Consider the following 12,634-nt stretch of genomic DNA (forward strand, 5'->3'; position numbering starts at 1 on the left):
GGTCGGGGGCGCTTGCCGCCCCCGGGCCGGGCCCGCCCCCGCGCGGGGCGACGAGCCCCCGCTTTGCGGCCCGGCCCGCGGCCGGGACGCCGAGGGGATCGGTGACGCCCCTGGTGCTCCCCGGTGCCTTCCCGTCGAACGTGATCTCGCGCATCACCTGCCTGCGCCGCATCGACCGCCATCCGGCCCAACGGAAGCCGGCGTCGTCGAGAGGCAGTCCTGTCAGCCGTTCGACCAGCGCGACCGTGTCCTCGCGCAGCACCACGGTCCGCGCGAGCCGCTGTTCGTCCTTGCCCGGTCCCTCGTCGAGGACCACGGAGGGGACTTCCTGGCGGGCCAGCGCAAGGGCCAGCGTGAGCCCCACGGGCCCCGCTCCGACGATGATCACCGGGTCCACGGCGCGGTGCCCCCTGCACGGAGCTGTGTCCTGAGGGACGTACGGGAACAGGCAGGTGGAGCAGGGTGCACGATCACAGAACGTATGCAACCCATTGCCGCTGCTTGCGTCAAGTGACGGGGTCAGTGGCGGTCGCGTCACTGACCCCTTCGGTCACACTGATCGACTGATGTTCGGACGATACGTCAGAACGAGGGGGTGGCGTGGCCCCGCATTCCGCCGGCGAACCGCCCTCAGGCTCCGCCGGCACCCGTCGAGGCCGTGCCGGCGACGGCCGCGTCGTTCGGCGAGAGCACCGCGCCGGTCGACTTCTTGCCGCGGCGCAGGCGCCCCTCCAGCCAGGAGGCGAAGCTGGTGATCGCGAAGTTCAGCACGATGAAGATGACGGCGACCACGATGAAGCTCGGAACGACGTTGGCGTAGTTGGCCGCGAGAGTGCTGCGTGCGGTGAGGAGTTCGGCGTAGCCGATCATCACACCGCCCAACGCGGTGTCCTTCACGATGACGACGAGCTGGCTGACGAGCGCCGGGAGCATCACGGTGACCGACTGCGGCAGCAGGATGCTGGTCATCGTCTGGCCCTTGCGCAGCCCGATCGCGTACGCGGCCTCGGTCTGTCCTCTGGGGAGCGCGAGGATGCCCGCCCGTACGACCTCGGCGAGGACCGCGGAGTTGTAGAGCACCAGACCGGTGACGACCGCGTAGAACGGACGGTCCTCGCTCGCGATGTTCGCGGACTTGGCGTAGAGCTCGTTCGCGAACAGCATGAGCAGCAGGACCGGGATGGACCGGAAGAACTCGACCACGGCGCCGACGGGAACCCGCACCCACCGGTGGTCGGACAGACGCGCGATGCCGAGGGCGGCGCCCAGAGGAAGGGCGATCACCATGCTGAGCGCAGCGGCCTTCAGCGTGTTCCAGAGGCCCGGCAGCAGATAGGTGTTCCAGGCGTCGGCCGTGGTGAACGGCTCCCACAGGTCCCACGTGAGCTGGCCCTTGTCGTCCATCACCTGCCAGATCCACCACAGGAGCAGCGCGAGCAGGACGACGAACAGCACCGAGAAGACCACGTTGCGGCGCTTGGCGCGGGGGCCGGGGGCGTCGTAGAGGACGGAGGTCATCGCTTTACCGCCAGTCGCTTGCCCAGCCAGCCGAGGAAGAGGCCGGTGGGGAGGGTCAGGACCACGAAACCGAAGGCGAAGACCGCGGCGATGAGGACCGTCTGGGCCTCGTTCTCGATCATCGTCTTCATCAGGCTCGCGGCCTCGGCCACGCCGATGGCGGCGGCCACGGTCGTGTTCTTGGTCAGCGCGATCAGCACGTTGGCCAGCGGGACGATGACGGAACGGAACGCCTGCGGCAGCACGACGAGCCTCAGGGTCTGTCCGAAGCTGAGCCCGATCGCGCGGGCCGCCTCGGCCTGGCCGACCGGCACGGTGTTGATGCCGGAGCGCAGCGCCTCGCAGACGAAGGCCGCGTGATAGCCGACGAGACTGAGCACCGCGAGCCGGAAGCCCTGGACGTCGAAGTTGTCGGATGCGCCCATCGTCACACCGAAGATGTCCGCGAGGCCGAGCGAACTGAACACGATGATGACCGTCAGCGGGATGTTCCGGACGATGTTCACGTAGGCGGTGCCGAATCCGCGCATGAGCGGGACCGGGCTGACCCGCATCGCGGCCAGCAGGGTGCCCAGGACCAGGGAGCCCAGGGCGGAGATGACGGTGAGCTTCACCGTCATCCAGAACGCCCCCAGGACGTCATAACCTTGAAGAAAGTCGAACACGATCTCCCGCGCTTCCGGGTGGTGGCGTACGTGGCGGACAGGGGGCGCGGCACGCCGCCGCCGTGATCGCGGCGGGCGGCGGCACGCCTGCGCGACCCCGTGTGCACCGCGGATTCCCGCGTCGCCCGAGGTCCCTGCGTTACCTGGTGATGCCCGTGTCGCCGGGCGGTCCCGGCGTTACTTGACGATGACGCCGATCTTCGGGGCCTGCTCGTTCTGGTACTTCGCCGGGCCGAAGTTCTTGTCGACCGCCGCCTTCCAGGAGCCGTCGCTGACCATCTTCTCCAGCGCGGTGTTGATCTTCTTCTCCAGCTCGGCATCGCCCTTCTTGACGCCGACGCCGTAGTTCTCGTTGCTCAGCTTCAGGCCCGCGAGCTTGAACTGACCCTTGTACTTGTCCTGCGCGGCGAAGCCCGCGAGGATCGAGTCGTCGGTGGTCACCGCGTCCACGGCACCGCTCTGCAGGGCGGCGATGCACTCCGAGTAGCCGCTGTACTGCTTCAGGTTGGCCTTCGGGGCGATGGTGTCGTGGATGTTCTGCGCCGAGGTCGAACCGGTCACGGAGCAGAGCTTCTTGCCGTTGAGGTCCGTGGCCTTCGTGATGTTCGCGTCCTTCTTGACCAGCAGGTCCTGGTGGGCCAGCAGGTACGGGCCCGCGAAGTCGACCTTCTGCTTGCGCTCGTCGGTGATCGAGTAGGTGGCCGCGATGAACTTCACGTCGCCACGGGCCAGCGCGTTCTCACGGTCGGCGCTCTTGGTCTCGACGAACTCGATCTGGCTGGGCTTGTAGCCGAGTTCCTTGGCCACGTAGGTCGCGACGTCCACGTCGAAACCGGCGAACGAGCCGTCGGGCTGCTTCAGGCCGAGACCGGGCTGGTCGTACTTGATGCCGACCTTGATCTTGCCGCCGCCCGAGGACGAGGAACCGCTGTCGTCCTTGTCGTCCGAACCGCACGCGGTGGCGGTCGCGGCGAGAGCGAGTACGGCGACCGAGGCGGCGGCTGCCTTGCGGAGCTTCATGATGAACATCCTTTGAGTCAGGGCGAAGTACGGGCCGTCGAGGCGCGGGTGACGTGCGGGGTCCCCGTGGAGCGGGACGTGGTGTCCCCGCGTGGGGAGGTGGGCCCCCCGCACGGAGACATCAGTGGTGGAGGATCTTCGAGAGGAAGTCCTTGGCACGGTCGCTGCGCGGATTGCTGAAGAACTGGTCCGGCACAGCCTCTTCGACGATGCGGCCGTCCGCCATGAAGACGACTCGGTTGGCAGCCGAACGGGCGAAGCCCATCTCATGAGTGACGACGATCATGGTCATGCCGTCCCGGGCGAGCTGCTGCATGACCTCGAGGACCTCGTTGATCATCTCGGGGTCCAGCGCCGAGGTCGGCTCGTCGAACAGCATGACCTTCGGGTCCATCGCCAACGCCCGTGCGATGGCGACGCGTTGCTGCTGGCCGCCCGACAACTGCGCCGGGTACTTGTCCGCCTGGGTGCCGACGCCGACGCGGTCGAGCAGGGTGCGCGCCTTCTCCTCCGCCGCCTGCTTGCCGGTCCCGCGGACCTTGATCTGCCCCAGCATCACGTTCTCGAGCACGGTCTTGTGCGCGAAGAGGTTGAAGGACTGGAAGACCATGCCCACATCGGCGCGGAGCCGGGCGAGCGCCTTGCCCTCCTGGGGCAGCGGCTTGCCGTCGATCGAGATGTCACCCGAATCGATCGTCTCCAGGCGGTTGATGGTGCGGCACAGGGTGGACTTCCCGGACCCCGAGGGACCGATGACCACGACGACCTCGCCGCGCGTGATCGTCAGGTCGATGTCCTGGAGCACGTGCAATGCCCCGAAGTGCTTGTTGACGCTCTTCAGGACGACCAGTTCGTCGGTCCCGGCCATGGCGTCCTTGGCCACCGATGCATCGGTCATCGCTTGTGGGCTCCGTCCTCCTCGTTTCGGAGGACAGTAGTAACCCCTCACGACCAGCGTCATTACATCTGAGGGGAACTTGAGCATCACGATCGGGTAGCAATCGGACACGTGTCGTAGTGGTCGCACGGACGCGCGTACCGGCTGGATAACGGAAGCCCCGGGCAACCCGAAGCCCCTTGACGCCGTCCTTGTCCATCGGCGTGACTTCCATGGTGCACGCGCGCGTGCGCCGCGTTCTCGAAAAGGGACCCTTCGACCGATGAGACCCGAGACCGTACGACCGACCAGACCTGCACGACCGACCAGACCTGTACGACCGATGAACCGGAGGGGGCCGGAATGAGACTGCTCCTCGTCGAGGACGACAACCATGTCGCCGCCGCCCTGTCCGCCGTACTGGCACGGCACGGCTTCGAGGTCACGCATGCCCGCAGCGGCGAGGAGGCCCTTCAGGCCCTCGTCCCGGAGAGCGACGGCTTCGGCGTCGTCCTGCTCGACCTGGGGCTGCCCGACCAGGACGGCTACGAGGTCTGCGGCAAGATCCGCAAGCGGACCGCCACGCCGGTGATCATGGTCACCGCGCGCGCGGACGTACGGTCCCGCATCCACGGCCTCAACCTCGGCGCCGACGACTACGTCGTGAAGCCGTACGACACCGGGGAACTGCTCGCCCGGATCCACGCGGTCAGCCGGCGCAGCGCCCACGACGACGTGTCGGCTTCCGGCGAGACGATGGTGCTGCTCGGCCCCGTACGCATCGAACTCCCCAACCGCCAGGTCACCGTGGACGGTTCGACGGTCCAGCTGACCCGCAAGGAGTTCGACCTGCTCGCGCTGCTGGCCCAGCGCCCCGGGGTGGTGTTCCGCCGGGAGCAGATCATCAGCGAGGTGTGGCGCACGAGCTGGGAGGGAACCGGCCGAACCCTGGAGGTGCACGTGGCGTCGCTGCGCTCCAAGCTGCGCATGCCGGCGCTGATCGAGACCGTACGAGGCGTCGGGTACCGGCTCGTCGCCCCGGCCGCGTAGCGGGCACCCGTGCGTACCCGCCTGCTGCCGCTGCTCATCGTCCTGATGGCCGCCGTGCTGCTCGCGCTGGGCGTCCCGCTCGCGGTGAGCGTCGCGGCGGCGCAGCAGCAGCGCGTGGTCGTCGACCGCATCGACGACACCGCGCGCTTCGCGGCCCTCGCCCAGTACGTCACCGACTATCCGAGCCGTACCCGGGCCGGCTTCCCGGACGAGCGCGGCGAGACCCTGCGCGCCGAACTCACCCGCTACCACGAGGTGTACGGCATCCGGGCCGGCGTCTTCTACCGCGACGACGAGCCGATGGCCAACGCGCCGGAGAGCTGGCTCCTGCCCAGGACCGGCGCGGCCCGTGACGCCTTCAGCGAGGCGCTCGTCAGCCGCCGCAGCCACGACCCCGAACAGGTCTGGCCCTGGCAGGACCACCGTCTCGTCGTCGCCTCCCCGGTCATCAGGGACGGCGACGTCATCGGCGTCGTCGTGACCGACTCGCCCACCGGTCAGATGCGTTCCAAGACCCTGCACGGCTGGCTGGTCATCGGCGCGGGCGAGATCGCCGCGATGCTCCTCGCCCTCGGCGCCGCGCTGCGCCTCACCGGCTGGGTGCTCAGACCCGTACGCGTTCTCGACGCCACCACGCACGACATCGCGACCGGCCGTCTGAAGTCCCGGGTCGCGCCCGCCGGCGGACCGCCCGAGCTCCAGCGCCTTGCACGTTCGTTCAACGAGATGGCCGACAACGTCGAGAGCGTGCTGGAACAGCAGCGTGCCTTCGTCGCCGACGCCTCGCACCAACTGCGCAACCCGCTCTCGGCGTTGCTCCTGCGGATCGAGCTGCTGGCTCTCGAACTCCCCGAGGACAACGAGGAGATCGCGTCGGTCCGCACCGAGGGCAAGCGCCTCACCCAGGTGCTAGACGACCTGCTCGACCTGGCGCTCGCCGAGCACGCCGAGGCCGATACGCGCCTGACGGACATCGGCGCGCTGGCCGCCGAGCGCGTGGCGTCCTGGCAGCCGGTCGCCGACAGCAGGGGCGTACGGCTGGTGGGGACCTGCCCGCCCACGACCGCGTGGGCCGACCCCATCACGCTGTCCAGCGCCCTGGACGCGGTGATAGACAACGCGGTCAAGTTCACGCCCGAGGGGGAGTGCGTCCAGGTGACGGTCGCCTCGAACGGCGCGTCCTCGACCGTCGTGGTCACCGACGGCGGCCCCGGCCTCGGCGACGAGGACCTGGCCCGCATCGGCGACCGCTTCTGGCGCAGCGCGGCCCATCAGAACATCAAGGGCTCGGGCCTCGGCCTCTCCATCTCCCGGGCCCTGCTCGCCGCGGGCGGCGGCTCCATCGCGTACGGCCGCCACGAACCGCACGGCCTGCGGGTGACGGTGACGGTGCCCAGGTCGGAGCCGGTGGCCTGAGAGATCCGGGCCCCAGAGATCCGGGCCTGAGAGATCCGGGCCTGAGAGATCCAGGCTCGAGAGATCCAGGCTCGATGGATCCCCGGGCGCGCCCCGCCGGCGGGGACTCCGCTACGGCTTGATCGACCGGTAGTAGCGGCGCGCGCCCTCGTGCAGTGGCAGCGGGTCCGTGTAGATCGCCGTGCGCAGGTCCACGAGCTGGGCCGCGTGCACCACGCGCCCGATGCGGTCGCGGCTCGCGATCACCGTGCGGGTGAGCGCCTCGGTGAGGTCCGCGTCCGCGTCCTCCCGGGTGATCAGGAAGTTGGCCACCGCCAGCGTCTGCACGGCCGAGCCGCGCTGCGCCTGGGGGTAGGCGTCGGCGGGCATCACGGCCGACCGGTAGTAGCGGGAGGCACCGCCCTGTTCGTGCAGCTTCTCGACGAGGTCGCTGCCGATCGGCACCAGCCGGATGTCGTCGGCCTTGGAGAGCTCCTGGACGGCGTTCGTCGGCAGGCCACCCGACCAGAAGAAGGCGTCGATCTTGTGGTGTTCGAGCAGGCCGGGCATGGTCGCGATGCCGTCGTCGAGGGGCTCGACGTCCGTGTCGGGGTCGAGGCCCGCCGCTTCGAGCACATGGTTCGCGATCAGCCGCACCCCGGATCCGCTCGGCCCCACGGCGACCTTCATGCCCTTCAGATCCGCCACGGACTGAACGGGCGAGGAGCGCGGGACCACCAGGTGCACGTAGTCGTCGTAGAGCCGTGAGCAGCCGCGCAGCCGGTTCGATCCCGGCTTGCCCTGGAGGACGTACGTCTCCACGGCGTCGGCCGCCGCGACGGTGAAGTCGGCCTTGCCCGTGGCCACCCGGCTGATGTTCTCCTGCGATCCGTCGCTGTTCAGCAACCGCACGTTCAGGTCCGGCATGTCCTTGGCGATGGCGCCCTGAAGGAGCTTGCCGTACATCTGGTAGACCCCGGTGGGGGTGCCGGTGCTGAAGGTGATCGTCCCGCTCGGGGACTCCTCGCCCAGCGGCAGCAGCCACCACAGCAGCAGCCCGACGACCGAGAAGACGGCCGCCGAGCCGAACAGCGCGCGACGCCGGCCGATACGGGTCAGTGCCTGGAACATGCGCGCGATCCTGCCAGCCCGGGCCCGGTCCTGGCCAGGGCCGGACCCGCGAGGGGGCGCCGCGGATCGATAGGCTCGCGGAATGCAGTCGCCGTCGCCGTCACAGGTCCCGCCGCCCGGCTCTCCCGTGTCCACGGTCCCGCCGCCCGGCTCTCCCGTGTCCACGGTCCCGCCGCCCGGCTCCGCCGTGTCACAAATCCCGCTGTCCGGCACTTCTGTGTCCACGGTCCCGCCGTCGCCCTCCCCGGCCTCCCTGGTCCGTGAGTTCCACCTCGCCTTCGGCCTCGATGTCCGCGGCACCCCGGCCGAGGTCTCCCCGCAGCTCGCCGCACACCGGGGCGAGCTGCTGGCGGAGGAGGCCGCCGAGGTGGCCGAGGTCTCGGTCGGCGGCCCGCTCGACCGGCTGGCGCACGAGCTCGCCGACGTCGTGTACGTGGCGTACGGCACGGCGCTCGTCCACGGGATCGACCTCGACGCGGTGATCGCCGAGATCCACCGGGCCAACATGACGAAGCTCGGCCCCGACGGGCACGTCGCCCGCAGAGCCGACGGCAAGGTCCTCAAGGGCGAGCACTACCGGGCACCGGACGTGTCCCAGGTGCTGCGACGGCAGGGATGGAACACGCCGGACGCGTAAGACCGGGGCGCCCCCCGGGGGAGGCCGTACAGGCCGTCACCGTCCCACGGCCGCCCCTGGGGGAGGCCGCACAGCCGCCGCCGTGCGGGCACCAGCGATGACAGGAGAGCGCGTGAACGAGCCGGCCGAGCTCGATCTGCCCGTCGAGGGCGGAGCCCTCCGTGTCCTGAGGTTCGGCAGGGGGCCGCGGATCGCGCTGGCGGCACACGGCATCACCGGATCCGGGATGTCCTTTCGCGCCATGGCCCGTCACCTCCCCGACGAGTGGAGCCTGTTCGCGCCCGACCTGCGCGGACGCGGCGGAAGCGCCGACACCCCCGGCCCGTACGGCCTCGAACGGCACGCCATGGACCTGTGCCATCTGGCCCAGGACCTGGGCGGCGGCCGCCCGGTCGCCCTGACCGGGCACTCGATGGGCGCCTACATCGCGCTGAACGCGGCCGCGCTCGGGCCCGCGCTGTTCGACCGGCTGCTGCTCGTCGACGGCGGTCTGCCGCTGCCCGTCCCGCCCGGCACGGACCTCGACGCCGTCCTCGACACGACGCTCGGACCCGCGCTGGCCCGCCTTCGCCGGACGTACGGCACCGACGCGGCCTACGTCGAGTTCTTCCGCGCGCACCCGGCGCTCGGACCGCACTGGAACGCGGACATCGAGTCGTACGTGCGCTACGACGTCACGGGCCCCCGGGGCGCCAGGCGCTCGAAGGCACGGGAGGAGGCCGTGCGGCACGACGGACGCGATCTCCTGACGTCCGCCGAGGTGTTCGCCGCCGCTCTCACGGGACTGTGTGTCCCGGCCCTGCTGCTGCACGCGCCGCGCGGACTGCTCGGCCAGGAGCCTCCGATGCTGGAGGCGTCTGCCGTGGCCCGCTGGACCGGCGGGCGGGGGAACCTCCACGCCGAGCGGGTCGAGGACTCCAACCACTACACGGTCCTGCTCGGAACCGCCGCGAGGACCGTCGCCGAGCGGTTCGTCGCGCTGGCCGGGTGACGGAGGGGTGCGGGCGAGGGGTGCCGGGGGCGTGCGCGGGACGGGTGCCGGAGGCGCTGGGCCGCACGCCGGGTGCCGGAAACCGCACGCCGGGTGCCGGAAACCGCACGTCGGGTGACGGGCGACGGGTGGCCATGGCTCCGGCGTCCGGACGTACTCCCGGCACCGCCTACCCTTGTCCCATGAGCAGCGGCGACCGGAGTCAGGCAGTGGACGTTCAGGAATCCAAGACGTACGAAGTGCGCACCTACGGGTGTCAGATGAACGTCCACGACTCCGAGCGGCTCTCCGGGCTCCTGGAGGACGCCGGTTACGTGCGGGCGCCCGAGGGCGCGGACGGGGACGCGGACGTCGTCGTCTTCAACACCTGCGCCGTCCGCGAGAACGCCGACAACAAGCTCTACGGCAACCTCGGCCGCCTCGCCCCGATGAAGACGAAGCGCCCCGGCATGCAGATCGCCGTCGGCGGCTGCCTCGCCCAGAAGGACCGCGACACCATCGTCAAGCGGGCGCCCTGGGTGGACGTCGTCTTCGGCACGCACAACATCGGCAAGCTGCCCGTCCTCCTGGAGCGTGCCCGCGTCCAGGAAGAGGCGCAGATCGAGATCGCCGAGTCCCTGGAGGCCTTCCCCTCCACCCTGCCGACCCGCCGCGAGAGCGCGTACGCGGCCTGGGTGTCGATCTCCGTCGGCTGCAACAACACCTGCACGTTCTGCATCGTCCCCGCGCTGCGCGGCAAGGAGAAGGACCGCAGGACCGGCGACATCCTGGCCGAGATCGAGGCGCTGGTCGGCGAGGGCGTCTCCGAGATCACCCTCCTCGGCCAGAACGTCAACGCGTACGGCAGCGACATCGGCGACCGCGAGGCCTTCAGCAAGCTGCTGCGCGCCTGCGGGAGGATCGAGGGTCTGGAGCGCGTGCGCTTCACCTCGCCGCACCCCCGCGACTTCACCGACGACGTGATCGCCGCCATGGCGGAGACGCCGAACGTGATGCCGCAGCTGCACATGCCGATGCAGTCCGGATCGGACACCGTCCTGAAGGCCATGCGCCGCTCGTACCGCCAGGACCGCTTCCTCGGGATCATCGAGAAGGTCCGGGCCGCCATCCCGCACGCGGCGATCACCACCGACATCATCGTGGGCTTCCCCGGCGAGACGGAGGAGGACTTCGAGCAGACCCTGCACGCGGTCCGCGAGGCCCGCTTCTCGGCGGCGTTCACGTTCCAGTACTCCAAGCGCCCCGGAACCCCGGCGGCCACCATGGAGGGGCAGATCCCCAAGGAGGTCGTCCAGGCGCGCTACGAGCGTCTCGTCGCCCTCCAGGAGGAGATCTCCTGGAACGAGAACAAGAAGCAGGTCGGCCGCGTCCTGGAGCTGATGGTCGCCGAGGGCGAGGGCCGCAAGGACGGCGCCACCCACCGCCTCTCGGGCCGCGCCCCCGACAACCGGCTGGTCCACTTCACCAAGCCGGACGCGCAGGTCCGTCCCGGTGACGTGGTCACCGTCGAGATCACGTACGCCGCCCCGCACCACCTGCTCGCCGAGGGCGCCGTCCTGGACGTGCGCCGCACGCGCGCGGGGGACGCCTGGGAGAAGCGCAACGCCGCCGCCACCGCCAAGCCGGCCGGCGTCATGCTGGGCCTGCCGAGGATCGGCGCCCCGGAGCCGCTTCCGGTCGCCGCGGGCAGCGGCTGCGGCTGCGACTGACCGCGCCGGCCCCGAAGGCCGGCGCGCCCGCGTCGGCCCACGCGCGGGCCCGCCGCGCCGAAGCGGACCGGCGGTGTGCGGCGTTACGCTGCGGCTCATGCTTGTAGCCGCAGCAGTCTGTCCCTGCCCCCCGCTGCTCGTCCCCGATGTCGCCGCGGGAGCGGCCCCCGAGCTGGACGCCGCGCGCGCCGCGGTCACGGACGCGCTCGGCGTGCTCGCCGCGTCCCGCCCCGACCTGCTGGTCGTCGTCGGCCCGGCGGAGAAGAGCGGTCGCGGCCCCCATCCGGAGGGCACCCGCGGTTCCTTCACCGGCTTCGGGGTCGACCTCGACGTGTGCCTCGGCCGTCCCGACGCGGACGACGTGGACCGCGACACGGACGGTGCGGGTTCCGGGTCCCCGGAACGTGAGCTGCCGGCCTCCCTCGCCGTCGCCGCGTGGCTGCTGGAGCGCACCGGCTGGTCCGACGCCCCGGTGGAGGGGCTCGGGGTCGGGGAACCCCTGGAGGCCGAGCGGTGCCTCCAGGCCGGGGCGCGGATCGGCGGGCGCGCCGGGCGGGTGGCCCTGCTGGTGATGGGGGACGCCAGTGCGTGCAGGACCCTCAAGGCGCCGGGCTATCTCGACGAGCGCGCGAAGGACTTCGACGCGGAGGTCGCGCGGGCGCTCGGGGCGGCCGACGTCGGGGCCCTCAAGGCGCTGGACGCCGATCTGGCGTACGAGCTGAAGGCCGCGGGGCGCGCGCCCTGGCAGGTCCTCGCGGGCGCGGCCGAGGGCGCGGGACTCGGCGGCGCCCTGCTGTACGACGACGCTCCCTACGGGGTGGGATACCTGGTCGCGGCCTGGTCGTAGGCAGGGGCCGGATACCCGTCCGGACGCGGCGGACGGCCTGGGCTCGCTCCGCGGACTCCCCGCTTTCTCCGACCCGGCCGCCGGCACGCCGTCACCGGACGCGGCGGACGGCCGGAAGCAGCCTGAGCTCTTCGCGGCCGTCCGCCGATGCGCGGGTCGTTCAGGACGCCGGGGGAGGGGTCGGCATGTCCGGCGGGCTCGTGTCCCCGCCGCCGTCCTTGTGCGCGAGGCGGTCCACGGCGTCCTTCGCCTTGCCCGTGCCCGAGTGGATCTGGTCGCTGTACTTGTGCTTGGTCTTGTCGTCGACCACCTTCGCGGCCTTGTCGAGACCGTGAGCGACCTTGTGCCCGTGCTGCTGCGCGAGCCCGGAGACCTTGCCCTTGGCGGGCTCCAGCCTGGCTTTCAGATTGTCCATCAGACCCATGGTTCGCCTTCCCTCGCGGGACAGTTACGTGCGGGAGCCCTTGCCGGCCTCGTTGTCGGCGGCCTCTTCGGGGGTCTGCTGCCTGGGAATGCCGACGTCCTCCGCGGCCGCGGTCCCGGCGGTCTCGGCCGTCGCCCCGCCCTCGTTCCCGGACGGACCCTCGGTCTCCACCGCTTCCCGCGCCTCGACGGCCGGCGCCTCCTCGGTGGCCTTCGACCTCCTGAGAAGCCGTTCAAAAACGCCCATATCAGCTCCATACGTTACTCGTGAGGGCGAAATTCCGCGTTGCCCGGTGCGGCCCATTGCGTCAACCGGGTCACCGGTCCTCGGAACCGGCGACCGGAACCTCGCATGAGGGAACGAACACGGA

The 12,634-nt window shown here is 70.8% G+C and carries 13 protein-coding genes and 1 pseudogene; 6 read left to right on the forward strand and 8 right to left on the reverse strand.

The genetic code is table 11. The features are described from left to right. The 5 genes and pseudogenes from ACF07B_RS29805 to ACF07B_RS29825 all read right to left on the reverse strand — a co-directional run. Positions 1-340: pseudogene (locus ACF07B_RS29805) on the reverse strand (monooxygenase); the annotation flags it as partial. A 290-nt stretch (positions 341-630) separates the two neighbouring features. Beyond that, complete coding sequence (locus ACF07B_RS29810) at positions 631-1,518, reverse strand: amino acid ABC transporter permease (protein WP_392181238.1); 888 nt, start codon at positions 1,516-1,518, stop codon at positions 631-633. Then, positions 1,515-2,183, reverse strand: a complete 669-nt coding sequence (locus tag ACF07B_RS29815; RefSeq protein WP_369479479.1) for an amino acid ABC transporter permease — start codon at positions 2,181-2,183, stop codon at positions 1,515-1,517. Before ACF07B_RS29815 ends, ACF07B_RS29810 begins: the two co-directional genes overlap by 4 nt. A gap of 177 nt (positions 2,184-2,360) precedes the next feature. Beyond that, positions 2,361-3,203 (reverse strand): glutamate ABC transporter substrate-binding protein, encoded by an 843-nt coding sequence (locus ACF07B_RS29820; RefSeq protein WP_369479480.1) that lies wholly within the window; start codon positions 3,201-3,203, stop codon positions 2,361-2,363. A gap of 121 nt (positions 3,204-3,324) precedes the next feature. After that, entirely contained in the window at positions 3,325-4,101 is a 777-nt protein-coding gene (locus tag ACF07B_RS29825) for an amino acid ABC transporter ATP-binding protein (protein ID WP_392181239.1), read from the reverse strand. 342 nt (positions 4,102-4,443) lie between these two features. On the opposite strand from ACF07B_RS29825, the gene ACF07B_RS29830 reads away from it, so the two are divergent. Both ACF07B_RS29830 and ACF07B_RS29835 read left to right on the forward strand, forming a co-directional pair. Beyond that, positions 4,444-5,130 (forward strand): response regulator transcription factor, encoded by a 687-nt coding sequence (locus tag ACF07B_RS29830; protein WP_326785114.1) that lies wholly within the window; start codon positions 4,444-4,446, stop codon positions 5,128-5,130. Positions 5,131-5,139: 9 nt separating this feature from the next. Continuing rightward, entirely contained in the window at positions 5,140-6,546 is a 1,407-nt protein-coding gene (locus ACF07B_RS29835) for a sensor histidine kinase (RefSeq protein ID WP_369479482.1), read from the forward strand. A 111-nt stretch (positions 6,547-6,657) separates the two neighbouring features. Here ACF07B_RS29835 and ACF07B_RS29840 read toward each other — a convergent pair whose 3' ends face one another. After that, positions 6,658-7,656, reverse strand: coding sequence for a TAXI family TRAP transporter solute-binding subunit (locus tag ACF07B_RS29840; RefSeq protein WP_369479483.1), 999 nt, complete (start codon positions 7,654-7,656; stop codon positions 6,658-6,660). Between the two features lie 187 nt (positions 7,657-7,843). Between ACF07B_RS29840 and ACF07B_RS29845 the strand changes: the two genes are divergently transcribed. The 4 genes from ACF07B_RS29845 (at position 7,844) to ACF07B_RS29860 (ending at position 11,840) form a co-directional block, all read left to right on the forward strand. Further along, positions 7,844-8,293, forward strand: a complete 450-nt coding sequence (locus tag ACF07B_RS29845; protein WP_392181376.1) for a MazG nucleotide pyrophosphohydrolase domain-containing protein — start codon at positions 7,844-7,846, stop codon at positions 8,291-8,293. A gap of 112 nt (positions 8,294-8,405) precedes the next feature. Continuing rightward, a complete protein-coding gene (locus ACF07B_RS29850) occupies positions 8,406-9,284 on the forward strand; it encodes an alpha/beta fold hydrolase (RefSeq protein ID WP_392181240.1) in 879 nt (292 codons plus the stop codon). A 182-nt stretch (positions 9,285-9,466) separates the two neighbouring features. Continuing rightward, positions 9,467-10,993 (forward strand): tRNA (N6-isopentenyl adenosine(37)-C2)-methylthiotransferase MiaB, encoded by a 1,527-nt coding sequence (gene miaB / locus ACF07B_RS29855; protein ID WP_369479486.1) that lies wholly within the window; start codon positions 9,467-9,469, stop codon positions 10,991-10,993. 97 nt (positions 10,994-11,090) lie between these two features. Next, on the forward strand, positions 11,091-11,840 hold the full coding sequence (locus ACF07B_RS29860; protein ID WP_392181241.1) for a class III extradiol dioxygenase subunit B-like domain-containing protein: 750 nt from the start codon (positions 11,091-11,093) through the stop codon (positions 11,838-11,840). A 160-nt stretch (positions 11,841-12,000) separates the two neighbouring features. On the opposite strand, the gene ACF07B_RS29865 is transcribed toward ACF07B_RS29860, so the two are convergent. After that, positions 12,001-12,264, reverse strand: a complete 264-nt coding sequence (locus ACF07B_RS29865; RefSeq protein WP_369479488.1) for an antitoxin — start codon at positions 12,262-12,264, stop codon at positions 12,001-12,003. 24 nt (positions 12,265-12,288) lie between these two features. Beyond that, positions 12,289-12,510 carry a hypothetical protein gene (locus ACF07B_RS29870; protein ID WP_392181242.1) on the reverse strand — a complete coding sequence of 74 codons (222 nt, stop codon included), beginning with the start codon at positions 12,508-12,510 and terminating at the stop codon, positions 12,289-12,291. Positions 12,511-12,634 lie beyond the last annotated feature (124 nt).

This window comes from Streptomyces sp. NPDC015532, from assembly GCF_043078065.1.
GTDB lineage: Bacteria > Actinomycetota > Actinomycetes > Streptomycetales > Streptomycetaceae > Streptomyces.

Bases quoted from the DNA above. Each gene is read 5' to 3' on its own strand.
- ACF07B_RS29810 (WP_392181238.1), bottom strand. From the start codon at position 1,518: ATGACCTCCGTCCTCTACGACGCCCCCGGCCCCCGCGCCAAGCGCCGC.
- ACF07B_RS29820 (WP_369479480.1), bottom strand. From the start codon at position 3,203: ATGAAGCTCCGCAAGGCAGCCGCCGCCTCGGTCGCCGTACTCGCTCTC.
- ACF07B_RS29825 (WP_392181239.1), bottom strand. From the start codon at position 4,101: ATGACCGATGCATCGGTGGCCAAGGACGCCATGGCCGGGACCGACGAA.
- ACF07B_RS29830 (WP_326785114.1), top strand. From the start codon at position 4,444: ATGAGACTGCTCCTCGTCGAGGACGACAACCATGTCGCCGCCGCCCTG.
- ACF07B_RS29840 (WP_369479483.1), bottom strand. From the start codon at position 7,656: ATGTTCCAGGCACTGACCCGTATCGGCCGGCGTCGCGCGCTGTTCGGC.
- miaB (WP_369479486.1), top strand. From the start codon at position 9,467: ATGAGCAGCGGCGACCGGAGTCAGGCAGTGGACGTTCAGGAATCCAAG.
- ACF07B_RS29860 (WP_392181241.1), top strand. From the start codon at position 11,091: ATGCTTGTAGCCGCAGCAGTCTGTCCCTGCCCCCCGCTGCTCGTCCCC.
- ACF07B_RS29865 (WP_369479488.1), bottom strand. From the start codon at position 12,264: ATGGGTCTGATGGACAATCTGAAAGCCAGGCTGGAGCCCGCCAAGGGC.
- ACF07B_RS29870 (WP_392181242.1), bottom strand. From the start codon at position 12,510: ATGGGCGTTTTTGAACGGCTTCTCAGGAGGTCGAAGGCCACCGAGGAG.